This window comes from Pseudomonas sp. (assembly GCF_030150285.1).
Classification (GTDB): Bacteria; Pseudomonadota; Gammaproteobacteria; order Pseudomonadales; family Pseudomonadaceae; genus Aquipseudomonas.
This window is the reverse complement of the sequence record NZ_JASLGE010000076.1, coordinates 39,329-61,760: the sequence shown is the minus strand read 5'-3', so window position 1 is coordinate 61,760 and position 22,432 is coordinate 39,329. Positions and strand designations below refer to the sequence as shown.

At 58.1% G+C, this 22,432-nt stretch carries 25 protein-coding genes and 1 tRNA gene; 8 read left to right on the top strand and 18 right to left on the bottom strand.

Annotation, left to right across the window (positions count from 1 at the left end; all coding sequences use genetic code 11):
* Positions 1–5 precede the first annotated feature (5 nt).
* The 5 genes from iscU to trmJ all read right to left on the bottom strand — a co-directional run bounded on the left by iscU (position 6) and on the right by trmJ (position 4,013).
* On the bottom strand, positions 6–392 hold the full coding sequence (gene iscU / locus Q1W15_RS17380) for a Fe-S cluster assembly scaffold IscU (protein ID WP_003443374.1): 387 nt from the start codon (positions 390–392) through the stop codon (positions 6–8).
* Positions 393–486: 94 nt separating this feature from the next.
* On the bottom strand, positions 487–1,701 hold the full coding sequence (locus Q1W15_RS17375; protein WP_300730579.1) for an IscS subfamily cysteine desulfurase: 1,215 nt from the start codon (positions 1,699–1,701) through the stop codon (positions 487–489).
* Between the two features lie 49 nt (positions 1,702–1,750).
* Positions 1,751–2,242 carry a Fe-S cluster assembly transcriptional regulator IscR gene (gene iscR, locus Q1W15_RS17370; protein ID WP_055102057.1) on the bottom strand — a complete coding sequence of 164 codons (492 nt, stop codon included), beginning with the start codon at positions 2,240–2,242 and terminating at the stop codon, positions 1,751–1,753.
* Between the two features lie 221 nt (positions 2,243–2,463).
* Positions 2,464–3,240, bottom strand: a complete 777-nt coding sequence (gene cysE / locus Q1W15_RS17365) for a serine O-acetyltransferase (protein WP_300730573.1) — start codon at positions 3,238–3,240, stop codon at positions 2,464–2,466.
* A gap of 2 nt (positions 3,241–3,242) precedes the next feature.
* Entirely contained in the window at positions 3,243–4,013 is a 771-nt protein-coding gene (gene trmJ, locus Q1W15_RS17360) for a tRNA (cytosine(32)/uridine(32)-2'-O)-methyltransferase TrmJ (protein WP_300730571.1), read from the bottom strand.
* 144 nt (positions 4,014–4,157) lie between these two features.
* Between trmJ and suhB the strand changes: the two genes are divergently transcribed.
* Entirely contained in the window at positions 4,158–4,973 is an 816-nt protein-coding gene (gene suhB, locus Q1W15_RS17355; RefSeq protein WP_026013996.1) for an inositol-phosphate phosphatase, read from the top strand.
* A gap of 163 nt (positions 4,974–5,136) precedes the next feature.
* Here suhB and Q1W15_RS17350 read toward each other — a convergent pair whose 3' ends face one another.
* The 6 genes from Q1W15_RS17350 to queA all read right to left on the bottom strand — a co-directional run bounded on the left by Q1W15_RS17350 (position 5,137) and on the right by queA (position 11,211).
* Positions 5,137–5,664, bottom strand: coding sequence for a glycine zipper 2TM domain-containing protein (locus Q1W15_RS17350; protein ID WP_300730568.1), 528 nt, complete (start codon positions 5,662–5,664; stop codon positions 5,137–5,139).
* 121 nt (positions 5,665–5,785) lie between these two features.
* Positions 5,786–6,700, bottom strand: coding sequence for a protein translocase subunit SecF (gene secF / locus Q1W15_RS17345; RefSeq protein ID WP_300730563.1), 915 nt, complete (start codon positions 6,698–6,700; stop codon positions 5,786–5,788).
* A 9-nt stretch (positions 6,701–6,709) separates the two neighbouring features.
* The gene (gene secD, locus Q1W15_RS17340) at positions 6,710–8,578 is read right to left on the bottom strand and encodes a protein translocase subunit SecD (RefSeq protein WP_300730561.1); all 1,869 of its coding nucleotides are present in this window, start codon (positions 8,576–8,578) and stop codon (positions 6,710–6,712) included.
* A 66-nt stretch (positions 8,579–8,644) separates the two neighbouring features.
* Positions 8,645–8,980 (bottom strand): preprotein translocase subunit YajC, encoded by a 336-nt coding sequence (gene yajC, locus Q1W15_RS17335; RefSeq protein ID WP_300730559.1) that lies wholly within the window; start codon positions 8,978–8,980, stop codon positions 8,645–8,647.
* Positions 8,981–9,022: 42 nt separating this feature from the next.
* Positions 9,023–10,138: a tRNA guanosine(34) transglycosylase Tgt gene (gene tgt, locus Q1W15_RS17330; RefSeq protein WP_300730649.1), complete on the bottom strand. Its 1,116-nt coding sequence runs from the start codon at positions 10,136–10,138 to the stop codon at positions 9,023–9,025.
* Between the two features lie 11 nt (positions 10,139–10,149).
* On the bottom strand, positions 10,150–11,211 hold the full coding sequence (gene queA / locus Q1W15_RS17325) for a tRNA preQ1(34) S-adenosylmethionine ribosyltransferase-isomerase QueA (RefSeq protein WP_300730557.1): 1,062 nt from the start codon (positions 11,209–11,211) through the stop codon (positions 10,150–10,152).
* A 106-nt stretch (positions 11,212–11,317) separates the two neighbouring features.
* On the opposite strand from queA, the gene Q1W15_RS17320 reads away from it, so the two are divergent.
* The 5 genes from Q1W15_RS17320 to Q1W15_RS17300 all read left to right on the top strand — a co-directional run bounded on the left by Q1W15_RS17320 (position 11,318) and on the right by Q1W15_RS17300 (position 16,238).
* Positions 11,318–11,402: transfer RNA gene (locus tag Q1W15_RS17320), tRNA-Leu, on the top strand.
* A gap of 283 nt (positions 11,403–11,685) precedes the next feature.
* The gene (locus tag Q1W15_RS17315) at positions 11,686–12,186 is read left to right on the top strand and encodes a sigma-70 family RNA polymerase sigma factor (RefSeq protein ID WP_300730555.1); all 501 of its coding nucleotides are present in this window, start codon (positions 11,686–11,688) and stop codon (positions 12,184–12,186) included.
* Complete coding sequence (locus Q1W15_RS17310) at positions 12,186–13,127, top strand: FecR domain-containing protein (RefSeq protein WP_300730554.1); 942 nt, start codon at positions 12,186–12,188, stop codon at positions 13,125–13,127. Before Q1W15_RS17315 ends, Q1W15_RS17310 begins: the two co-directional genes overlap by 1 nt.
* A 111-nt stretch (positions 13,128–13,238) precedes the next feature.
* Positions 13,239–15,728 carry a TonB-dependent receptor gene (locus Q1W15_RS17305; protein ID WP_300730552.1) on the top strand — a complete coding sequence of 830 codons (2,490 nt, stop codon included), beginning with the start codon at positions 13,239–13,241 and terminating at the stop codon, positions 15,726–15,728.
* Between the two features lie 180 nt (positions 15,729–15,908).
* The gene (locus Q1W15_RS17300) at positions 15,909–16,238 is read left to right on the top strand and encodes a hypothetical protein (RefSeq protein WP_300730550.1); all 330 of its coding nucleotides are present in this window, start codon (positions 15,909–15,911) and stop codon (positions 16,236–16,238) included.
* Here Q1W15_RS17300 and Q1W15_RS17295 read toward each other — a convergent pair whose 3' ends face one another.
* The 3 genes from Q1W15_RS17295 to Q1W15_RS17285 form a co-directional block, all read right to left on the bottom strand.
* Positions 16,239–16,631: a cytochrome c family protein gene (locus tag Q1W15_RS17295; protein WP_300730548.1), complete on the bottom strand. Its 393-nt coding sequence runs from the start codon at positions 16,629–16,631 to the stop codon at positions 16,239–16,241.
* A gap of 77 nt (positions 16,632–16,708) precedes the next feature.
* A complete protein-coding gene (locus tag Q1W15_RS17290) occupies positions 16,709–17,257 on the bottom strand; it encodes a DUF924 family protein (RefSeq protein WP_300730547.1) in 549 nt (182 codons plus the stop codon).
* A gap of 94 nt (positions 17,258–17,351) precedes the next feature.
* The gene (locus tag Q1W15_RS17285) at positions 17,352–17,972 is read right to left on the bottom strand and encodes a LysE family translocator (RefSeq protein WP_300730545.1); all 621 of its coding nucleotides are present in this window, start codon (positions 17,970–17,972) and stop codon (positions 17,352–17,354) included.
* A gap of 148 nt (positions 17,973–18,120) precedes the next feature.
* On the opposite strand from Q1W15_RS17285, the gene Q1W15_RS17280 reads away from it, so the two are divergent.
* Positions 18,121–18,573 (top strand): Lrp/AsnC family transcriptional regulator, encoded by a 453-nt coding sequence (locus Q1W15_RS17280; protein WP_300730543.1) that lies wholly within the window; start codon positions 18,121–18,123, stop codon positions 18,571–18,573.
* On the opposite strand, the gene Q1W15_RS17275 is transcribed toward Q1W15_RS17280, so the two are convergent.
* Positions 18,568–19,482 (bottom strand): LysR family transcriptional regulator, encoded by a 915-nt coding sequence (locus tag Q1W15_RS17275; RefSeq protein WP_300730541.1) that lies wholly within the window; start codon positions 19,480–19,482, stop codon positions 18,568–18,570. The two genes, Q1W15_RS17280 and Q1W15_RS17275, sit on opposite strands and share 6 nt — an antisense overlap.
* A gap of 116 nt (positions 19,483–19,598) precedes the next feature.
* Between Q1W15_RS17275 and Q1W15_RS17270 the strand changes: the two genes are divergently transcribed.
* On the top strand, positions 19,599–20,486 hold the full coding sequence (locus tag Q1W15_RS17270) for an SDR family oxidoreductase (protein WP_300730537.1): 888 nt from the start codon (positions 19,599–19,601) through the stop codon (positions 20,484–20,486).
* A gap of 94 nt (positions 20,487–20,580) precedes the next feature.
* On the opposite strand, the gene cyoE is transcribed toward Q1W15_RS17270, so the two are convergent.
* The 3 genes from cyoE to Q1W15_RS17255 are packed head-to-tail and all read right to left on the bottom strand — an operon-like array spanning position 20,581 to position 22,430.
* A complete protein-coding gene (cyoE, locus tag Q1W15_RS17265) occupies positions 20,581–21,468 on the bottom strand; it encodes a heme o synthase (protein WP_300730535.1) in 888 nt (295 codons plus the stop codon).
* Positions 21,469–21,479: 11 nt separating this feature from the next.
* The gene (cyoD, locus tag Q1W15_RS17260) at positions 21,480–21,806 is read right to left on the bottom strand and encodes a cytochrome o ubiquinol oxidase subunit IV (RefSeq protein WP_300730534.1); all 327 of its coding nucleotides are present in this window, start codon (positions 21,804–21,806) and stop codon (positions 21,480–21,482) included.
* Positions 21,807–22,430 carry a cytochrome o ubiquinol oxidase subunit III gene (locus tag Q1W15_RS17255; RefSeq protein ID WP_300730532.1) on the bottom strand — a complete coding sequence of 208 codons (624 nt, stop codon included), beginning with the start codon at positions 22,428–22,430 and terminating at the stop codon, positions 21,807–21,809.
* Positions 22,431–22,432: the final 2 nt, after the last annotated feature.

The window sequence follows — 22,432 nt, the reverse complement described above, 5'->3', positions numbered from 1 at the left end:
CGGGATCAGATCAAACCTTTCTTCTGCTTGTAATCGCGCACAGCTGCCTTGATGGCATCTTCGGCAAGTACCGAGCAGTGAATTTTCACCGGTGGCAAGGCCAGCTCTTCGGCCAACTGAGTGTTCTTGATGGTCTCTGCTTCATCCAGAGTCTTGCCCTTCATCCACTCGGTCGCCAAAGAGCTGGAAGCGATTGCCGAACCGCAACCATAGGTCTTGAACTTGGCATCTTCAATGATGCCCTGCTCGTTAACCTTGATCTGTAGACGCATCACGTCGCCGCACGCGGGTGCGCCAACCATGCCGGTACCGACATCCGGGTCTTCCGCGTCCATCTTGCCGACGTTGCGCGGGTTCTCGTAGTGGTCAATGACCTTTTCGCTGTAAGCCATGGTACTCATCCTCACTCATCAGAGAGTCGCTCTTGAGACGCTGTAAAGCTGCTTTCGCTGCACTTACAGCGCCTGTCTACGGCGACTTGAAATATCAGTGCGCCGCCCACTCGATTTTCGAGATGTCGATGCCGTCTTTGTACATGTCCCACAGCGGCGACAGAGCGCGCAGCTTGGTAACGGCCTCGCACACTTTCTGCGCGGCGTAGTCGATTTCTTCTTCGGTGGTGAACCGGCCGAAGGTGAAACGAATTGAGCTGTGCGCCAACTCGTCGTTGCGGCCCAGGGCGCGCAACACGTAGGAAGGCTCAAGGGAAGCGGAGGTGCAAGCCGACCCCGACGACACAGCCAGATCCTTGAGCGCCATGATCAGCGACTCGCCTTCAACGTAGTTGAAGCTCAGGTTCAGGTTGTGCGGTACGCGGTGAATCATGCTGCCGTTCACGTAAAGCTCTTCAAGGTGTTCGACCTGCTTGAAGAAACGGTCGCTCAACGCCTTGATGCGAATATTTTCAGCGGCCATTTCTTCTTTGGCGATCTGGAACGCTTCGCCCATGCCCACGATCTGGTGAGTGGCCAAGGTGCCCGAACGCATGCCGCGCTCGTGACCGCCACCGTGCATGGTGGCCTCAATACGTACGCGAGGCTTGCGGCTGACATACAGCGCGCCAATGCCTTTAGGGCCATACGTTTTGTGGGCCGAGAAGGACATCAGGTCAACTTTCAGCTTGGCCAGGTCGATTTCAACCTTGCCCGTGGACTGGGCCGCGTCAACGTGGAACAACACGCCACGCGAGCGGGTCAGCTCACCAATGGCCGCGATGTCGTTGATGGTGCCGATTTCGTTGTTCACGTGCATGATCGACACCAGAATGGTGTCTTCGCGCATGGCGGCTTCAACCATGGCGGGCGTCACCAGGCCGTCTTCACCCGGCTCGATGTAGGTCACTTCGAAGCCTTCACGCTCCAATTGGCGCATGGTGTCGAGGACAGCCTTGTGCTCAATCTTGTCGGTAATCAGGTGCTTGCCCTTGGTCGCATAGAAATGCGCTGCGCCTTTGATAGCCAGGTTGTTGGCTTCGGTCGCACCAGAGGTCCAGACGATTTCGCGCGGGTCGGCATTAACCAGATCAGCAACCTGACGACGACCGTTCTCAACCGCTTCTTCCGCTTTCCAGCCGAAGACGTGGGAGCGCGAAGCCGGGTTACCGAAGTTCCCGTCAACCAGCAAGCAGTCGCTCATTTTTTGAGCAACACGCGGATCAACCGGGGTGGTGGCTGAGTAATCAAGGTAAATCGGCAATTTCATGGACTATCTCCTAAATCAGGCTGGCTGGCGCACCGTCGTTTTTATGCAATCACTCGACGGCGGACGCTTCGATCTTATCCAGGTGCGGCGCCTTGCTATTACAACGGCGCTGATCCTGACGCTGGGCTACTTCTTGCACCTCACGGCGAGTGACAAGATCCGCCAAGCTGATACCGCTGAGAAACTCGTGGATTTGCAGGCTCAGGTCGCACCACAAATGGTGAGTCAAGCACGTATCGCCAGCATGGCAGTCGCCAAGGCCCTGGCAACGCGTGGCATCGACAGATTCGTTCACGGCATCAATGACCTGAGCCACTTGAATACCTTGCATATCGCGCGACAACTGATAACCGCCACCTGGGCCACGCACACTGGAAACCAGGCTGCTGCGGCGCAACTTGGCAAACAGTTGTTCCAGGTAAGATAAAGAGATGCCTTGGCGCTCGGAAATGTCAGCCAGGGACACCGGCCCGTGCTGTGCGTGCAACGCCAGATCAAGCATTGCAGTAACGGCGTAACGGCCTTTTGTAGTCAGTCTCATGGACAGGTACCACGGAGTTCGGAATGAGGGCGAGTATGCTATTCCCGACCATTTAAGTCAACTATTAGACCTAGTACTTTAGTCAGGAATACCCGCAAAAGAGCGCGCGCATTATAGCAGGGTCTGCGACGTAATGGCACACATGCAACCCTGCGCGGCGCGGCCGCAGGCCGGGATTAACCCCAACCATTCGCAGCCCGACAGCGAGACACCCGAGAACGTCAAACCACCCTGTTCTCATCCTTGCCCTTAACGCAGGCGAAGTCCTCTTCGCGCAACTCGGGCAGATCCTTGGCGCAATAGGTACTACCCAAGTCCTTGAGCGCACCGCACATACCCTCAAGCTTGCCATCAACGGCCTGCAGATGATCCAGCAACTGCGCAATGGCGCGCGCCACCGGGTCCGGCATGTCTTCACCCACGCCGTAAGCATCAAAACCATACTTCTCAGCCATGGCCTTGCGCTTGGCATCCGCCTCATCGTCATGCTTGATGATGATTCGACCCGGAATACCCACCACCGTCGCACCCGCAGGCACGGCCTTGGTAACCACCGCATTGGAACCCACCTTGGCACCGGCACCGACGGTAAATGGCCCAAGCACTTTGGCACCAGCCCCCACCACCACACCATTCTCCAAGGTGGGATGGCGCTTGCCCTTGTTCCAACTGGTGCCTCCCAACGTAACGCCCTGATACAGCGTTACGTCATCACCGATCTCTGCCGTCTCTCCGATCACAATGCCCATACCGTGATCAATGAAGAAGCGACGCCCCACCTTCGCCCCGGGATGAATCTCGATCCCGGTCAACCAACGACCGAAGTTGGACACCAGGCGCGCCAGCCACTTCCAGCCCATGCCCCACAACAAACCGGACAAACGGTGTATCCAGATGGCATGCATACCGGGGTAGCAGGTCAACACCTCAAATGCGTTGCGCGCTGCTGGATCACGATGGAACACGCTTTGAATATCTTCACGCAGACGCTCGAACATCATTAATCCTTGCGCTTGAGCAGCTCGCCACGGGCCGCTTTTTGGGTTTCGGTAAGAATGCCACGCAAAATATTCATTTCGGCACGGCTGACCGAACTGCGCCCGTACAAACGACGCAGTCGAGCCATCAAATGGCGCGGCTTTTCAGGGTCCAGAAATTCAATCGCCACCAGGGTTTGCTGCAAGTGCTCATAAAAGCGCTCAAGCTCATCCATCGTTGCCAGCTCGCCACTTTTGGTGGAGGCCACTTCATCTTTTTCGACTTTGCTCGGCTGCCCTTGCGCAGCCAGCCAGGCCATACGAATCTCGTAACTCAGCACTTGCACGGCAGCCCCCAAGTTCAACGAACTGAATTCGGGATCAGAAGGAATGTGCACATGATAGTGACAGCGCTGCAGCTCTTCATTGGTCAGGCCGGAGTCTTCACGGCCAAACACCAATGCAATTTCAGCCCCCTGGCCTGCTTCTTCGACGACTTTTTGCCCGCATTCGCGCGGATCCAGCAGCGGCCAGGGAATACGACGATCACGCGCACTGGTACCCAGTACCAGATTACACCCGACCAACGCCTCTTCGAGAGTGGCGACGACGTGCGCCTTCTCCAGAATATCCCCGGCACCCGAGGCTCGCGCATCGGCTTCATGATGCGGAAACACCCGAGGCTCGACCAGCACCAGCCGCGACAGCCCCATGTTTTTCATGGCACGCGCAGCACCGCCGATGTTCCCGGGATGGCTGGTATTGACCAGAACGACACGAATATTAGGCAGCAAAGGAAGCGCTCACAGACCAACAAAAGGGAGCAAATATTACCTAAGCAATACGCCATAAGCTACGAAAGCTCACGCGAACCTTCATCTAACAAAATTTTCTGATAGAATATTCGGCTTTCTTTAACAACCTTAGGTGAAACGTCCATGCAGCCCATGCTGAATATCGCGCTGCGCGCCGCCCGCAGCGCCAGTGAATTGATTTTCCGCTCCATCGAGCGCCTGGATACCATCAAGGTTGACGAAAAAGACGCCAAAGATTACGTGTCTGAAGTTGATCGTGCGGCCGAACAGAAAATCATCGACGCCCTGCGCAAAGCCTATCCGACCCACGGCATTCTCGGTGAAGAAACCGGCATGCACCCTGGCAGCGGTGAAGGTGAAGACTACCTGTGGATCATCGACCCACTGGACGGCACCACCAACTTCCTGCGTGGCGTTCCGCACTTCGCCGTCAGCATCGCCTGCAAATACCGCGGCCGCCTGGAGCACGCTGTTGTTCTCGACCCGGTTCGCCAAGAAGAATTCACCGCCAGCCGTGGCCGTGGCGCTCAACTGAACGGTCGCCGCCTGCGTGTCAGCGGTCGCACCAGCCTTGAAGGCGCTCTGCTGGGCACCGGTTTCCCGTTCCGCGACAACCAGATGGACAACCTGGACAACTACCTGGGCATGTTCCGCAGCCTGGTCGGCCAAACCGCAGGCATCCGCCGCGCAGGCGCTGCCAGCCTGGACCTGGCCTACGTGGCCGCCGGTCGTTTTGACGCCTTCTGGGAGTCGGGCCTGTCCGAGTGGGACATGGCGGCAGGCGCACTGCTGATTCAGGAAGCAGGCGGCCTGGTCAGCGACTTCACCGGCAGCCACGATTTCCTTGAAAAAGGCCACATCGTTGCCGGTAACACCAAATGCTTCAAAGCCGTACTGACGGCAATTCAGCCGCACCTGCCGGCCTCGCTGAAGCGCTAAGCGAAAACCGCAGACCAAAAAAAGCACCCTTCGGGGTGCTTTTTTTTGGCGCACTTCACGCCATCGGTAGAAACGAGCTTGCTCGCGATCTCTTGATTTCCAACAACAACAGATCGCGAGTAATCGAGCGTCGACCGGCTGCCCCTACCGACAGCCGGGCGGTTTAATTCAGGATCAGCTTGCCCTGCTTGTCGACGGCAATTTCCTTGCCCGGCTCACGATCCATGCGCACTTTGCCTTCCTTGCCATCAAGGGAGTAGCGCACGTCGTAACCCACAACCTTGTCGCTGATGTCGTTTACGGTGTTACAGCGAGTCTGGGTCGTGGCGTAGGTATCTCGCTCCTGCATACCTTCCTGCACCTTGTTGCCCGCATATCCCCCGCCAACCGCACCCGCCACTGTCGCAATCTTCTTGCCGCTGCCGCCACCGATCTGGTTACCCAGCAAACCACCCGCCACCGCACCAATCACGCTGCCGACGATTTGATGCTCATCCTTGACCGGGGCTCGACGCGTTACCGTCACTTCTTTACAGACTTCACGCGGCGTTTTGATTTGTTGCGTGACCGGCTGTACCGCCAGCACCTGCGCAGACTCAGGGGCCTTAACCAGGCTATAGGTCGCAAAAGCACCCCCGGCAGTGACACCGACAGCACCCAATACAGCACCCACCAGCAAAGACTTGTTCACTTGAATCTCCTGACCATCACAGATGGGAAAAATCCCACACCAATCCTGATGTTGGAGCACAAAAAAAGGCGCGAGTTCAATACTCGCGCCTTTTAGGAAACCGCCTGCCAGGATCTAACCTTTAAGGGCGGTCATCAACCTCTTTTTCACTCGCTGCAGGAGGGATCAAATCTTCTGCACTGAGGTTCAGCCAGATCAACACCACGTTGGCAATGTAAATCGAGGAGTAAGTACCCGCCATCACACCCACGAACAATGCGATGGAGAAGCCCCACAGGTTGTCACCACCGAAAATCAGCAGCGCCGCAATCGCCAACAAGGTGGAGATTGACGTTGCCATGGTGCGCAACAGCGTTTGCGTGGTCGAGATATTGATGTTTTCAATCAAGCTGGCCTTGCGCAGAACCCGGAAGTTCTCACGCACCCGGTCAAACACCACAATGGTGTCGTTGAGCGAGTAACCAATCGTTGCCAGCACCGCCGCCAGCACCGTCAGGTCGAAGGTGATCTGGAACCACGACAGCACGCCCACGGTTACGATAACGTCGTGAACCAGAGACACGATTGCACCGACCGCGAATTTCCACTGAAAGCGGAAAGCCAGGTACAGCATGATGCCGCCCAGCGCCATCAGCATGCCCAGCCCGCCCTGATCGCGCAGTTCTTCACCCACTTGCGGGCCAACGAACTCAACACGCTTGATCACGGCAGGGTTGCCGGCATCAGCCTGACCCAGCGCCGCCGCCACCCTGTTACCCAGCAGAGGATCATCGCCCGGCATACGCACCAGTACGTCAGTGGTGGCACCGAAGCTCTGGACCACAGCATCCTCAAAACCGGCCGCAGACAGCTCGTTGCGCACCTTGGTCAGCTCAGCAGGCTTCTCGTAGGTCAGCTCAATCAGCGTACCGCCGGTGAAGTCCAGGCCGTAGTTCATACCCTTGTGGAACATGCTGAACAAGGCCAGCACGGTAAGCAGCACAGTGACGCCGAACGCAACGTTGCGAACGCCCATGAAGTTGATTGTACGTAACATGGCAGCCCCTTAAATCCACAACTTCTTGAAGTCCCGACCGCCATAAATCAGGTTGACCATTGCGCGGGTCACCATCACGGCCGTGAACATCGAGGTAAAGATCCCGAGGGACATGGTGACCGCAAAGCCTTTAACCGGCCCGGTACCCATGGCAAAGAGAATCCCGCCGACCAACAGTGTTGTCAGGTTGGAGTCGACAATGGCCGTATAGGCACGATTGAAGCCCTCATTGATTGCCCGCTGCGGCGTCATGCCATTGGCAAGCTCCTCTCGTATACGCGAGAAGATCAGTACGTTGGCATCAACCGCCATCCCCATCGTCAATACGATACCGGCAATACCTGGCAGGGTCAGCGTTGCACCCAGCACCGACATCAAGGCCAGCAGCAAGACCATGTTACCGGCCAGCGCCACTGTCGCAATCAAACCGAAGAAGCGGTAGATCGCGATGATGAAGATCGATACGAACAACATGCCCCACAACGAAGCATCGACACCCTTGGTGATGTTGTCAGCACCCAGGCTTGGGCCGATGGTACGTTCTTCCGCGAAGTACATCGGTGCCGCCAGACCACCAGCACGCAACAGCAGCGCCAATTCGGAGGCTTCACCCTGACCGTTCAGGCCGGTAATGCGGAACTGGCTGCCCAGCGGCGACTGGATAGTCGCCAGGCTGATGATTTTTTTCTCTTCCTTGAACGCCTGAACAGGTACTTCTTTCTCGACACCGTCAACCATTTGCTTGGCGTACGTGGTCACCGGCTTCTGCTCGATGAAGATCACCGCCATGCTGCGACCCACGTTGCTACGGGTCGAACGGCTCATCAACTCGCCGCCATGGCCGTCGAGTTTGATATTCACCTGCGGACGGCCCTGCTCATCAAAACCTGCCTGAGCATCCGTGACCTGGTCGCCCGTGATAATCAGACCACGCTCGATTTGCGCGGGAGGACGATTGCCTTCGCGGAACTCGAAGGTCTCGGAAGTGGCTTTCGAAGCGCCCGGCTCGGCGGCCAGACGGAACTCAAGGTTGGCCGTCTTGCCCAGAATACGCTTGGCTTCGGCAGTGTCTTGCACGCCCGGCAATTCAACCACGATGCGGTTGGCACCCTGACGTTGAACCAGAGGCTCGGCAACACCCAACTCGTTGACCCGGTTACGGACCGTTGTCAGGTTCTGCTTGATGGAATATTCACGGATTTCCGCCAGCTTGGCCGGGGTCATCGCCAGACGCAGAACCGGCTGGCCGTTGAGGTCCGCCGTCGTTACGTCAAAATCGGTAAAGCTCTTGCGAATCAAGCCACGCGCTTGCTCACGGGCAGCTTCATCAGTGAAGCCCAACTGAATGGCCCCATTGAGTTGCGGCAGGCTGCGGTAACGCACTTTCTCTTTGCGCAGCAGGCTTTTGACATCGCCTTCGTACACTTTCATGCGCGCGTCGACGGCCTTGTCCATGTCCACTTCCAACAGGAAGTGCACGCCACCCGACAAGTCCAGACCCAGCTTCATGGGGTGAGCCCCCAGGCTGCGCAACCATTGCGGCGTGGTCTGTGCCAGGTTGAGCGCGACAACGTAGTCATCACCCAGCGCCTTGCGCACGACATCCTTGGCCGGCAACTGATCGTCTTTGTTGACCAGACGCAGCAAGCCGCCTTTACCGCCTTGAGACAAGGAAGCGCCCTTAACGGCAATGCCTGCTTGCGTCAGCGCCTTGCTCGCACGCTCCAGATCAGCTTCAGTGACTTGAAGTGCTGTGCTCGCACCCGACACCTGGATAGCCGGGTCATCAGGGTACAGATTGGGAGCGGAATAAATAAAACCGATCGCCAGCACGGCCAGGATCAGTATGTATTTCCACAGAGGGTATTTGTTCAGCATCAATCACGCCGCCCGCTTAAAACGCGGGGCGCCTTGCGCGCCCCGTCGATTGTTAAAAGTTGAAACTTAGATCGCTTTCAGCGTGCCTTTCGGCAGCGTGGCTGCAACCGAGCCCTTCTGAATTTTCAGCTCGACAGTGTCGGACACTTCGATGACAACAAAAGCATCGGTCACCTTGGTGATTTTGCCGGCGATACCGCCAGTGGTGACAATTTCGTCACCTTTTTGCAGATTACCCAGCAGGGCTTTCTGCTCTTTGGCGCGCTTGGCCTGTGGACGCCAGATCATCAGATAGAAGATGACCAGGAAGCCGACCAGGAAAATCCACTCGAAACCAGTACCGGCTGGGCCAGCAGCAGGTGCAGCAGCGTCCGCGAAAGCGGGAGAGATGAAAAAGCTCATTAAGCACTCCAGTTGCAAAAAGTATTTCTTAGGGTCCGTAAATCAGTCCAAAGGCGGCACAGCAAGCCCGCGCTTGGCATAGAAGGCGTCGACAAAGGTGGCCAATGTACCCTGTTGAATAGCCTCGCGCAAACCAGCCATCAGCACCTGATAGTGCCGCAAATTGTGGATGGTATTGAGCATGCTGCCCAACATTTCGCCGCACTTGTCCAGATGATGCAGATAAGCGCGAGAGAAGTTCTGACAGGTATAACAATCGCAGGTCGGATCCAGCGGCGAATCATCATGGCGATGGAACGCGTTGCGGATCTTCAATACACCGGTGTCAATAAACAGATGCCCATTGCGGGCGTTACGGGTTGGCATCACGCAATCAAACATGTCCACACCGCGGCGCACACCCTCCACCAGATCTTCTGGCTTGCCAACTCCCATAAGGTAACGAGGTTTGTCAGCCGGCATCATCGCGGGCAGGTAATCCAGCACCTTGATCATTTCATGTTTGGGTTCGCCCACCGACAGGCCGCCGATGGCCAGGCCATCGAAACCGATCTTGTTCAGGCCTTCGAGCGAGCGTTCACGCAAGTTCTGGTGCATGCCGCCCTGGACGATACCGAACAACGCCGCCGTGTTATCGCCATGGGCGTTCTTGGAGCGCTGAGCCCAGCGCAACGACAGCTCCATGGAAATGCGCGCCACGTCTTCGTCAGCCGGGTACGGCGTACATTCGTCGAAAATCATCACCACGTCAGAGCCCAGATCACGCTGGACCTGCATCGACTCTTCCGGGCCCATGAACACTTTCGCGCCATCCACCGGGGACGCAAAGGTCACGCCTTCTTCTTTAATCTTGCGCATGGCCCCCAGGCTGAACACCTGGAAACCGCCTGAGTCGGTCAGGATCGGGCCCTGCCACTTCATGAAATCATGCAGGTCGCCGTGTTTCTTGATCACCTCGGTGCCCGGGCGCAGCCACAAGTGAAAGGTGTTGCCCAGAATCATCTGCGCGCCAATGGCCTCGATATCCCGGGGCATCATGCCCTTGACCGTGCCGTACGTGCCCACCGGCATAAAAGCCGGGGTTTCAACCACACCACGGGGAAAGGTCAGGCGACCGCGACGCGCTTTGCCATCAGTGGCAAGCAGCTCGAAGGACATACGACAGTTGCTCATGCTTGATCCTCTGGGGCCGGGGCAGGAGCCGTCGGCGCGGGATTGCGGGTGATGAACATCGCATCACCGTAACTAAAGAAGCGGTACCCCTGTTCAACCGCAGCCTTGTAGGCCGCCATGGTTTCGGGGTAACCGGCGAATGCCGACACCAGCATCAACAGCGTGGATTCGGGCAAGTGGAAATTGGTGACCAGGGCATCGACCACGTGAAACGGCCGGCCCGGGAAGATAAAGATATCGGTGTCGCCACTGAACGGCTTAAGCACGCCATCACGCGCAGCACTCTCCAGCGAACGCACGCTGGTGGTACCCACGGCAATCACCCGGCCGCCCCGCGCACGGCACGCCGCCACGGCATCGACCACGTCCTGGCCGACTTCCAGCCACTCGGTGTGCATGTGGTGGTCTTCGAGACGCTCAACCCGCACCGGCTGGAACGTACCGGCACCGACGTGCAACGTCACGAACGCCGTTTCAACGCCCTTGGCGGCGATAGCCTGCATCAGCGGCTCATCGAAATGCAGGCCCGCGGTAGGCGCGGCGACAGCACCCAAGCGCTGGGCGTAAACGGTTTGGTAACGCTCGCGGTCAGCGCCTTCATCGGGGCGATCGATATAAGGAGGCAACGGCATATGCCCGACACGGTCCAGCAGCGGCAACACCTCTTCGGTGAAGCCCAGCTCGAACAACGCATCATGACGCGCCAGCATCTCGGCTTCGCCGCCACCCTCGATCAGGATCTTCGAGCCGGGCTTTGGCGACTTGCTGGAGCGCACATGCGCCAGTACCCGATGACTGTCGAGCACCCGCTCAACCAGAATTTCCAGCTTGCCGCCCGACGCCTTTTGGCCGAACAACCGTGCAGGAATCACCCGGGTATTGTTAAACACCATCAAATCGCCCGAGCGTAAATGCTCAAGCAAATCAGTGAATTGACGATGTGCCAACGCCCCGCTCTGCCCATCGAGGGTCAGCAGGCGGCTGTTGCGGCGCTCCGCCAAAGGATGGCGTGCGATGAGTGAATCGGGGAGCTCAAAAGTAAAGTCAGCAACGCGCATGATAGGTTTCGTCTAGCAGGGCCGGGGAGTTTAACGGACTTAGTAAAAATAGACCAATAAGTTGTTGACCGACCTAAACCTCATCTCTATACTTCGCCGCCATTGAGCCCTGATGGCGGAATTGGTAGACGCGGCGGATTCAAAATCCGTTTTCGAAAGAAGTGGGAGTTCGATTCTCCCTCGGGGCACCACCTTTAAAAAAGACCTTGATTATCAAGGTCTTTTTTTTCGCCTGTCGAAAAGTGGCGCGAAGCCAAAAGCCCATCTGTCGTTGCTGACGAAGAATGAGGCTGCGACAAGGCGAAGCCCCCTCTGAATGGCGGTGTAATCAAAGGGTCGCGAACAAGCTCGCTTACTCAGAAGACGCTCCACGAGCCTGCCGATAGCACTTCGACCTGCACAACCTTCTTGCGCAAATCCGACGCGATATAGACAATGCGACTCATTATCAACGGATGATGTTGGTTTGCCACAATGCCCGCTCCCGATCCCTGCGCCCTGCACGTGCTGTACAGCGAACACAATGGCTGGCTCAAAAGCTGGTTGCGTGCCCGTATCGGGAATACCAGTGATGCGGCCGATTTGGCCCAGGACACGTTTGTGCGCCTGTTGGCTTCGCGGGATGTGGGGAAAATCCGCGAACCTCGCAGCTACCTGAGCACCATTGCTCGCGCCTTGATGATTGACAAGTTCCGCCGTCGCGCACTCGAACAGGCCTATCTGGAGGCCTTGGCACTGCGCGCGGAGCCGCTGGATATTTCCCCTGAAACACGCTTGATGATTCTTGAAACCCTGGTGGCCATTGATACTACGCTGGACGGCCTGGGCGCGCGCACGCGGCAGATTTTCCTCGCGGTGCAGTTGGAGGGTTTGAGTTATGTGGCCATCGCTGAACGGATGGGCGTGTCGGTGACCACGGTCAAGAAGCACGTGATCCGTGCCATGACCCACTGCCTGCTGCTGACGGAAGACTGATGGCCGCGCCTCTGGATCTGCCCACTCTGGAAGCCGCTGCCACCTGGTATGTGCGCCTCAATAGCACGCCACGCTCTGCGGCCGATCAACAAGCTTGGCGACAGTGGCTTTCGGCCAGCCCGCAGCATGCACGGGCGTGGGCCCGCGTCGAAAAAATGCAGAGCCAGTGGGCCGGGTTACCCGCCGATGTGTCGCTCTCAACGCTGTCCGGGGTGCACGCCCATCGCCGCGCGGTGCTCAAGACCCTAGGCCTGTTGCTGGCGGTAGGCGGCAGTGGCTGGCTGGCCACTGAGCATTTGCCCTATCAGGCCCTGCTCGCCGATCAGCGCACCGCCACCGGTCAGCGCCGGCATTTGCGCCTTGCCGACGGCAGCCAAATCGACCTCAACACCGACAGTGCCGTGGACATTGCCTTCAGCGCCGACCAACGCCTGATACGCTTGCTGCGTGGCGAAGTTCTGGTACAAACCGCCAGTGACAGCCGGCCTTTTATCGTCCAGGGCCCCCAAGGCAGTGTGCATGCCCTCGGCACTCGCTTCATCGTGCGCTGCGCAGGGGCACACACCGACGTCTGCGTGCTGGAGAAAGCTGTCGAGTTGCACCCCTTGAATCACCCTTCGCGGGTACAGCGCCTGGAGGCCGGCCAACGGGCCTGCTTCGACCGCAATGAAGTCAGCGCCATCACCCCCGCCCCGGCAGGTGCAGGGGCCTGGAGCCAGGGGATGTTGACAATCATTGATTGGCGCCTGGGGGACTTTATCGCTGAGCTAGGCCGTTACCGGCAAGGGGTGCTGCGCTGCTCTCCCACAATTGCCAACCTGCGGCTAAGTGGTGCGTTCCGCATCGATAACACCGATACCATCCTGGAAAACCTCAGCCAGTCCCTGCCCGTTGCCGTGCACTTTGTGACGCGTTACTGGGTCAATGTCGAAGCGGTTTGATTTTTTGCGAATAATTCCCATCCAGGGTTGCCGATTCCAACCTTTGTTCGGCCATGTACAGAAAGCAGCGTTCGCGACTGCTGCCCTGTCTGCCAACGAAAGGAAACCTGTATGTCACGATTCACCCTCAGCGCCGTCAGGCCACTCGCCCATGCCGTCCACCTGACCGTAGCGCTTGGCGTTTTCTCGGCGTTAACGCTGGCACCGGCTCACGTGCTGGCAAACAACTCGACGCATGCTTACCAGATCAGCGCTGGCTCGCTCGGTGCCGCCCTGAGCCTGTTTGCCACCGCCGCGAATGTCACCTTGTCGTTCAGCGTCGAGCAGACCCAAGGCATGACCACGCAGGGGCTGACGGGCAACTACGGGGTCGATGAAGGCCTCGCGCATCTGCTGGCCGGTAGCGGCTTACAGGCTCAACGCCAGGCTAACGGCACTTATGTGCTATTACCCGCTGTCACGGGTGACTCACTGCAATTGGGGGCCACTACTGTTTCCGGGCTGACATTGGGGGCTGTGAGCGAAAACACGGGCTCCTACACCACAGGTTCCACTACCACCGCCACCAAACTGAACCTGAGCCTCAAAGAAACGCCGCAGTCCGTCAGCGTCATGACCCGCCAGCGCATCGACGACCAAAACCTCAACAGCATTGGTTCGGTGCTGGAGCAAGCAGCCGGGATCAACGTGCAAAGTCCGGGCAGTGACCGTTTGTATGTGTTCTCCCGTGGCCTGGCCATTGATAACTATCAATATGACGGCATGCCCACGACCTCATTTGCGTTCAGTCAGGCATTGCCTCAAGCGCTATCGGACATGGCCATTTATGACCACGTCGAAGTGCTGCGCGGCGCTTCGGGCCTGATGTCGGGGACGGGCGATCCTTCCGGCACCATCAATATGGTGCGCAAAAAGCCAACGTCGACGTTTCAGGGTTACGTCAGTGCGGGTCTGGGTTCCTGGGACCTCTACCGCACCGAAGTGGATGTGTCTGGCCCGCTGACCCCGACAGGTAACGTGCGTGGGCGCGCGGTGGCGGCTTACCAGCAATCCAATAGCTTTGTCGACCACCTGCAGCAGGAAAAAACCATTCTGTACGGTGTGTCGGAAATCGACCTGAGCGACAGCACCTTGCTGACAATCGGAGCCGAATACCTCTACAACGACCCACGCGGGTTCTCTACCACCGGCCTGCCAATGCTCGACAACAAGGGCAACCAACTGCACCTGTCGCGCAGCACAAACCCCGCCAGCCGCGACAGCACCAACCGCCAGGAATCTGTAAACGCCTTCGCGTCGGTTGAGCAGAGACTGGACGACGACTGGGCGCTAAAGGTCTCGGTCAACTCCCTGTACGGCACCCGCGAATACGATTCGATCATCGCGGGCACCACCACCGGCTTTGTCAACTCGCAGACGGGGGCCGGCCTGGGATACACCGCGACCAAAGGCGACAACACTCAGAAGCAACAAGGCCTGGACGTGATGCTGTCCGGCCCGTTCCAGTGGCTGGGGCGAGCGCATGAACTGGTGGTGGGTTTCAACTTCCAGAGCTACGAAAACCGCCGTAACGGCTTTGGCAACCTGCTGGCCAACGGCACCAGCAACAATGGTGTCAGCGGTAAGCCGGTGAATATTTACACCTGGAACAACCATGCGCCCTACGCGACGTACAACTTCAACCGTGAAGACGACAACATCGATCAGTGGCAAAACGGCCTCTATCTGGCTACCCGTCTCAAACCGACCGACAACCTTTCAGTGATCCTCGGTACGCGCATCAGTAATTACCGGTACGACGCCATGCTGCATTACAACGTCGCGAGCCTGAAACCCTATGAAACCGACGATGCCCTGCGCAAAAACGGCAAGGTCACCCCGTACGCGGGCGTGGTCTATGACCTGACGCCCAACCACTCGGTCTACGCCAGCTACACCAACATCTTCAAGCCGCAGCCCTACCGCGACACGGCCGGCAACCTGCTGGAGCCGCGTGAAGGCAACAACTACGAGCTCGGCCTCAAGAGTGACTACGCCGACGGTCGTTTGAACACCGCCCTCGCGTTGTTCGAAGTCGAGCTGGAAAATGACGCGATCGCCGATGGCACCGTTATCGGCAACGACAACTTGACGGCCTATAAAGCGAAGAAAACCAAAACCCGTGGCGTCGACATGGAAGTCAGTGGCGAACTGCTGCAGGACTGGAACCTGAGCGCCAGCTACAGCCATAGTGTGGTCAAAGACGCCGACAACAAACGCGTGAAGACCATTATCCCGGCCGACATGCTCAAAGTCTGGACCACTTACCGCCTGCCAGGCGAACTGGACCGCCTGATCGTGGGCGGCGGGGTGAACTGGCAAAGCGGCATTCACATGACCGTGGACAGCTGGCAGTTGCCTGCGCCTGCCAAAGTCAAACAAGGCGACTACGCCATTGCGAACCTGATGGCCCGCTATCAACTGACCGCACAGTGGTCGGCCACCGCCACGCTCAACAACCTGTTCGACAAGAAGTACATCAGCTCACTGGACGAGAACTTTCGCAGCGGCTCCTATGGCGCGCCACGTAATGTCATGCTGACGACCAAGTACGCGTTCTAGACAGCACCCGGAAAAACCGGCCTGCGAGCCGGTTTTTTTTCTGCCCGCCTCGCTCCTGCCGTTACAGGCCTGTACGACCGTCTGCCCATTTCTGGCAGCGCAGTGCACCGCGCAAACACACGCGCCCTAATGGCTGATACGATCGCCGCCGCCTTCGTATCGCACACCAGGAACCCGCACATGGAACAGCCACTGGAAACAGTCGCCCTTTACGCACTCAAATTGGCCTATGAACCCGAGGGATCAAGCCCGCTGTTGCGCGATGACCCGGCCATGGGGGATTACCAGCGCGAGGTCTTTGCCTTGTTGGTGCGCCAGGGCGATGTCGGCGCGATACAGCTCAAGGTGAATCAATGCCTGGAGGTGGCGCTGCACGCGCTGGGCGGTGCGCACACGGTAATGGGCCGCGAGCTATACACGCTGAGCACGGCATTCGCCGGGGCGCAGACACTCGAACAACTGGCCGAGCCTCTGGCGCATCTCACGCGCTACCTCAAAGACATTCAATGATTACGGCTGGTTCTGAAACGTCGCCATGTACGCCAGCAGGTTTTCAATTTTCTCTTGGTCGCTGATACCCCAGAAAATCATCCGCGTGCCGCTGACGACTTTCTTCGGGGCCTCGATATACGCCGCCAGCTTCTCGCGCGTCCACACAATGCCTGAGTTTTTCATTGCGTCGGAGTACAGGTAGTCGGTGGTGGTACCGGCGGGCCGCCCGATAATGCCGTTGAGCTGCGGGCCAAATCCGCCACGGGCACCGTCTCCGATGCTGTGGCACCCGCCGCACATCTTGGTGAACAGCTTTTCACCGGCTTGCGCATCCCCCGCTGCGGTGGCCGAAGCACTGAAAAGCCCGGCACTGACAATCAGGGCAAGCGTCGATAAAGCAGCGTGTTTCATGAAGACTCCACATCAGGTTCTACAGGTGGCCAATACACAGACCGTAATTATGCCTGTTTGAACCCCGTTGCAACCCTTTAGCCTGCGAACCCACCACTGTGCAAGAACGCCCGCTCGGCTTCGGTGGTCGTGCGCGCCAAAGCCTCATTGCGATGAGGAAAACGGCCAAATCGCTCGATGATGTCCGCGTGCTCCTTTGCCCACTTGAACGCCTCAGGCCCGAGCGCCTTGTTAAGAGTCAGCGACCGTTGTTGATCGGCCCTGTCTTCGGAATGCTCGAACGGCAGATAGCAAAACTGTCGCAAGGCCGGATCAATCAACTGATCCAGACCCGCGTCAACCATCTGCCGGGCATAGCGCAACGCCAGCGGGTCGGTGGCGAACATATGCGCCGTGTCGCGAAAGGCGTTGCGTGGGTACTGGTCGAGCACAATCAGCAGTGCCAAGGCCCCTGGCGCGTCGCTCACCCAATGCTCCAGCTCGCGCCGGGCCGCCTGAAAGTGCAGGGTTAAAAAGGTCTCGCGAAAGGTTGCGTCAAATGCTTGATCCTTGGCGAACCAATGCTTGGGGCCGGCCTGCTGCCAAAATTCAATCACGGCTTGCGGGGTGTTTTGAGTCGTTGTCACGGGCTATTCCTCAATCGTCAGATTGCACACCAAACGGTATAGCCTTTGCCCTGCGCGTCAAGGTCAAAGCTAAAGGCTCTGACTAGCGTAGACGCTATTGCGCCACGACTTGTTCCGCCAGCAACACCACCGCAATCACGATCATGATCACGCCCGACACACGGCTGACGTTTTGCGCCGCACGGGGTCGCGCCTGCAAAACAGCTTTGGCACCGAACCCGACCATCAGGTACACCACACCACAACTGAACGCGTGCAGCGCACCCAAGGCCACAATTTGCACAGGGATCGGCCATACGGATAACGGGTCGGTGAACTGAGGCAACAATGCCAGAAACAGCAAAAACACCTTGGGGTTCAAACCACTGACGCAAAGCCCCTTCCACGCCCAACGCAGGCCAGAATCGGTCACCAGCCCAGCACCAGACGCTGGTACCGATGGTTGGCGAATCATACTGACGCCCAGCCACAGCAAATACCCGGCCCCCGCCAGCGTCATCACCGACAGTACCATCGGATTACTGGCCACCAGCCCACCCACACCGGCTGCCACCACCACGGTGGCCAGCAAATGCCCCGACAGAAGCCCGGCCACCGCAGGCGTAACCCAACGCCCGCGCATGCCCGCTGAAATGGCGTAGGCCCAATCAGCTCCGGGGGTAATGACGAATAAAAACGACACCGCCCAAAAGGCGGCCACAATGCTAAGAGTCACGAAATACCTGCCTTCTACACGCTAACCAGGAAAGGTTCACCGTGTGCTGTACCGCGCACACGCTGCGAATAGAAGAATAGGGAAATGCTGGTAGGATTATCTTTCGTTTATCCCCTACAGCCATGACCCAGGCAGAAGGTTCTTCCAAGTGGATCGAATTGACCGAAAGATTCTTGCTGAGCTTCACGCGGACGGCCGCCTTTCTCTCACCGAACTGGCTGACCGCGTAGGCCTGAGCCTCTCACCCTGCCATCGACGGGTGCGGGCCCTTGAAGAGTCCGGGGTGATTTTGGGCTATCGCGCCCTGTTGGCACCCAAGGAACTGGGCTTGGGGTTTTCAGCCATCGTGTTCGTCAGCTTGCGCGAGGTGACCCGCCAGGCCGTCGCTGATTTCGAGGCCGCGTTGCCGCATATTCCGCACATCATCGAGGCGCAAAGGCTGTTTGGCGACCCGGACTACCTGTTGCAGGTCATCACCAAAGACTTGCAGGCCTTCCAGCGCCTGTACGATGAGCAGCTCACGTCACTGCCCAACGTACAACGGCTGGTGTCGACCCTGGTGATGAAAAACGTGATCCATGACCGTGTATTGCCGTTATAAGACGGGCTGCAGGCCTGCCGCCAGCGCTTCGAGCATCGCCCGGACCTTGGGCAGGCCCTCACGGTTTTTAGGCCACACCAGATTGATCGCCAGACCTTCGCTCGCCAAGTGCGGGAGCACTTCAACCAAAGCGCCCTCACGCAGTTGGGTGTGAATTAACCAGGTGGGCAATTGGGCAATGCCGCAGCCTGCCAACACCGTGATCACCTGCGCCTCACCGTCGCCCACGATGCAGTGCGCCGGCATTACCCTGCGCTCCATTTCTGCACCGCAGGTGCCTGCAAACCGCCACGGGCTGACCGTACCATCCGCCCGCCCGTACACAACGCAGCGATGCTGATCCAGCTCGCGATCAGTCATGGGTTCACCGTGCTGCTTGAGGTAAGCCGGCGATGCGCAAAACACATGCCGTTCGCTGCCCACATAGCGATGCCCCCAAGCCGCCGGCCAAACGTCCGGGCCGCCTACGCGCACGACAATATCAACGTCCTCTTCTACCGGGTCTATAAACCGGTCCGAGAACGAAATGTTCGGCTGCAACTGCGGGTGCTGCCTGGCAAACGCCAGGATCACCGGCAAGGCCTGCAAACGCCCGAAGGCGGCGGGCAGGTCGATACGAATCCGACCTCGCGGCTCGTGGCTTTGCGCGTGAAGAGACAACTCGGCCTCTTCCAGTTGCCCCAGCACCCCGGTGCAGGTGCGGTAAAACGCCACCCCGGCATCGGTAAGTGACAAGCGCCGGGTGGTGCGGTTGAACAGCCGCACCTGCAACCTGCTTTCCAGGCGGGCGATGCCTTTACTGACCGCAGACGCCGTGAGGTTCATGCGTTCGGCGGCGGCTTTGAAGCTGCCTGAATCGCTGACGCAGACAAAGACATCAATGCCCTTCAAGCGCTCGGATGAAAACATGACGGCTCCTGATTAATGAATTAAATTCATTCAATTCAGTAAAATCTATCGTAAATGCGCTTTCACTTCACCCGTAAGCTTTGGCGTTACGATTTCGCAACGACAAAGGCACCTGTATGACCTCCCCCAAGCCCACTGTCTTAATCACCGGCGCTACTGGCCAGATCGGCGGCGACACGCTGCGCAGGCTGTTGGCCGACGACAGCATTACCCTGGTCGCGGCGGTTCGCTCAGCGGCCAAGGCCGAACCCTTCGAAGCCCAAGGGATTCGCACCGTCATCCTGGATTTCGACAAAGAAGAGACGCTGGCACCCGCCTTACAAGGTATCGATCGCGCCTTGCTGGTGACCGGTTACACCGTAGACATGCTGCGCCAGAGCAAAGCGTTTCTCGATCAGGCGAAAAAAGCCGGCGTGCACCACATCGTGCACCTGGGGGCTTGCGGGCGTGACGATGCCACCATCGGCCATTGGGCCTGGCATCAGTTTGTAGAGCGTTACATTGAGTGGTCGGGGTTCTCGTTCACCCACTTGCGCCCGGAATGCTTTATGCAAAACCTGTTGAGTTATGACGGCACCCAAGCCGTCAAATCCGGTGTTATCGAGCAATACACGGGCGATACCGCGTTCAGTTGGGTGGACGGCGAAGATGTGGCGCGCGTGGCGGTACAGGCGCTGCTGCACCCGCACAGACATACGGGCCAAACGTATCGACTCGGCTACGATGTTCAATCCTATGGCGACGTGGCAAGAATTATGACCCGAGTGCTGGGCCAACCTTTTCGCTACGCCCCGCAACCTGCGCAGGTGTTTCTAGAGAAAATGCGCGCAGCAGGTGCCGAGATGGCCTACATGAGCTGCGTGCATGACAACTTCGTGCGCATGGCCGCAAACACCATCCCGGGGGCTCAGGACACGTTTGATAACTTCGAAGCGATCACCGGGCACCCGCCGGTACGCTGGGAAGACTTTGTGCAAAAACACCGGCATGCTTTCGCGTATTGAACACCGCTGGAAACCTGTGCGCTTGAGCCTGCGGCGCTTAAACGAAAAAAACCCGCGCTTCTGACGAAGGGCGGGTTTTTTCGAACAGGTCTTCTTAGTGCGCGTAAGTCAGCAATAACTCAGCCGGCACTTTGAAGTCCAGGGACATCATGACGCTCAGGGCGGTAATGGTGAAGATCGAAAACACGAACAGCTTGCGTGCCCAGACCTTATCGTCGACGGCCTTGTAGCCGGTCCACGCCATGTACAACCAGTACATGCCCATCGCGGCTGCCACGGCCATGTAGCTCATGCCGGCGTAACCGCCGAGGGTGAGCATCAGGGTCGCGATCAGGAACGCGAGGATGTACAGCAGGATGTGCTTCTTGGCCACTTTGATACCGCGTTTCACTGGCAACACCGGAATCGAGGCGGCCAGGTAATCGTTGAAGCGGAAAATCGCAATGGCGTAGGAGTGCGGCATCTGCCACAGGCTGAACATCACCAGCAACGTCATCGCGGCCATGTCAAAGCTGTTGCTCACAGCCACATAGCCAATGACGGGTGGCATCGCACCCGACAGGCTGCCAATCAGCGTGCCGTGAACCGACTTGCGCTTGAAGTACAGGCTGTACAGGCCCACGTAGATCACGAAACCAATCGCCGCGAACAGAGCCGCCAGCGGGTTGGCCACGCGATACAGCAGGTAAAGGCCAGCAGCCCCCAGCAACGTGGCATAAACCAGTGCCGCCTTGAGGGAGATGAGGCCTTGAACCAGTACGCGGTTCTTGGTGCGATCCATCTTGATGTCGATGTCACGGTCGATGCAGTTGTTAAACACGCAACCGGACGCAACCACCAAAGAGGTGCCGATGACCGCGGCCAGGAAGAGGGCAAGGTCAAAATGCCCCTTCGAGGCCAGGAAGAACCCGCCTGCCACAGAAAGCACGTTACCGAAAATGATCCCCGGTTTGGTGATTTGGATAAAGTGCTTAAAGGACATCGGGTTTAACCTCACTTCGCCATCATTTCAGCGTGGATGCTGAACATGATCCACAGGGACAAGCCCACCAGCAGAACAATAACCAGTACCGAGAAGATCAGCGCTGCAACGTTGTTGCGTTGCGCTGCCGAACGGTCCAGGTGCAGGAAGTACACCAGGTGAACAACCACCTGGATCACTGCGGTCAACAACACGATCGCCAGCGTGGTCGATTTGGCCAGGATCGGGTTCATCACCAGCCAAAACGGAATTGCGGTCAGGATCACCGACAAAATGAAGCCAGTTGCGTAGGACTTCACGCTGCCGTGGTTCGCGCCGTCAGAATGTGCGTTAGCCATTTACAGAGTCCCCATCAGGTAAACAACGGTGAAGACACAGATCCACACCACGTCCAGGAAGTGCCAGAACAGGCTCAGGCAGCTCAGGCGCGTTTTGTTGGTCGAAGTCAGGCCGTGTTGGTTGACCTGATACATCATGATCGCCATCCAGATCAGACCGCAGGTCACGTGTAGACCGTGGGTACCGACCAGGGTGAAGAACGCCGACAGGAAGCCGCTACGGTGTGGGCCGTAACCTTCGGAGATCAACAGGTGGAATTCGTTGATTTCCATGCCGATGAAGCCGGCACCCAGCAGGAACGTCACGCTCAGCCAGGCCAGCACACCGCTTTTGTTGCCTTTGTAGAACGCGAGCATGGCAAAGCCATACGTGATCGAACTGAACAACAGCAGGGCGGTTTCACCCAGCACGTAAGGCAGTTCGAAGATGTCGTGGCCCGACGGGCCACCCGCTACGTTACCCACCAGTACTGCGTATACCGCGAAGAGCGATGCAAAGATGATGCAGTCGGTCATCAGGTACAGCCAGAAACCGAATACGGTTGTCTCGCCTGCATCGTGGTGGTGATCATCGTGCCCATGATCATCATGGGCGTGTCCAGCATTGGTCGCTATGTTCGACATGG

Coding starts and splice junctions, on each gene's coding strand:
- suhB (WP_026013996.1), top strand. CDS start 4,158: ATGCAGCCCATGCTGAATATCGCGCTGCGCGCCGCCCGCAGCGCCAGT.
- Q1W15_RS17310 (WP_300730554.1), top strand. CDS start 12,186: ATGGCCGCGCCTCTGGATCTGCCCACTCTGGAAGCCGCTGCCACCTGG.
- Q1W15_RS17275 (WP_300730541.1), bottom strand. CDS start 19,482: ATGTTTTCATCCGAGCGCTTGAAGGGCATTGATGTCTTTGTCTGCGTC.
- Q1W15_RS17305 (WP_300730552.1), top strand. CDS start 13,239: ATGTCACGATTCACCCTCAGCGCCGTCAGGCCACTCGCCCATGCCGTC.
- secD (WP_300730561.1), bottom strand. CDS start 8,578: ATGCTGAACAAATACCCTCTGTGGAAATACATACTGATCCTGGCCGTG.
- Q1W15_RS17315 (WP_300730555.1), top strand. CDS start 11,686: ATGCCCGCTCCCGATCCCTGCGCCCTGCACGTGCTGTACAGCGAACAC.
- Q1W15_RS17300 (WP_300730550.1), top strand. CDS start 15,909: ATGGAACAGCCACTGGAAACAGTCGCCCTTTACGCACTCAAATTGGCC.
- Q1W15_RS17295 (WP_300730548.1), bottom strand. CDS start 16,631: ATGAAACACGCTGCTTTATCGACGCTTGCCCTGATTGTCAGTGCCGGG.
- cyoD (WP_300730534.1), bottom strand. CDS start 21,806: ATGGCTAACGCACATTCTGACGGCGCGAACCACGGCAGCGTGAAGTCC.
- secF (WP_300730563.1), bottom strand. CDS start 6,700: ATGTTACGTACAATCAACTTCATGGGCGTTCGCAACGTTGCGTTCGGC.
- Q1W15_RS17375 (WP_300730579.1), bottom strand. CDS start 1,701: ATGAAATTGCCGATTTACCTTGATTACTCAGCCACCACCCCGGTTGAT.
- Q1W15_RS17255 (WP_300730532.1), bottom strand. CDS start 22,430: ATGTCGAACATAGCGACCAATGCTGGACACGCCCATGATGATCATGGG.
- yajC (WP_300730559.1), bottom strand. CDS start 8,980: ATGAGCTTTTTCATCTCTCCCGCTTTCGCGGACGCTGCTGCACCTGCT.
- iscU (WP_003443374.1), bottom strand. CDS start 392: ATGGCTTACAGCGAAAAGGTCATTGACCACTACGAGAACCCGCGCAAC.
- cysE (WP_300730573.1), bottom strand. CDS start 3,240: ATGTTCGAGCGTCTGCGTGAAGATATTCAAAGCGTGTTCCATCGTGAT.
- Q1W15_RS17270 (WP_300730537.1), top strand. CDS start 19,599: ATGACCTCCCCCAAGCCCACTGTCTTAATCACCGGCGCTACTGGCCAG.
- iscR (WP_055102057.1), bottom strand. CDS start 2,242: ATGAGACTGACTACAAAAGGCCGTTACGCCGTTACTGCAATGCTTGAT.
- tgt (WP_300730649.1), bottom strand. CDS start 10,138: ATGTCCTTCGAGCTGCTTGCCACTGATGGCAAAGCGCGTCGCGGTCGC.
- cyoE (WP_300730535.1), bottom strand. CDS start 21,468: ATGTCCTTTAAGCACTTTATCCAAATCACCAAACCGGGGATCATTTTC.
- queA (WP_300730557.1), bottom strand. CDS start 11,211: ATGCGCGTTGCTGACTTTACTTTTGAGCTCCCCGATTCACTCATCGCA.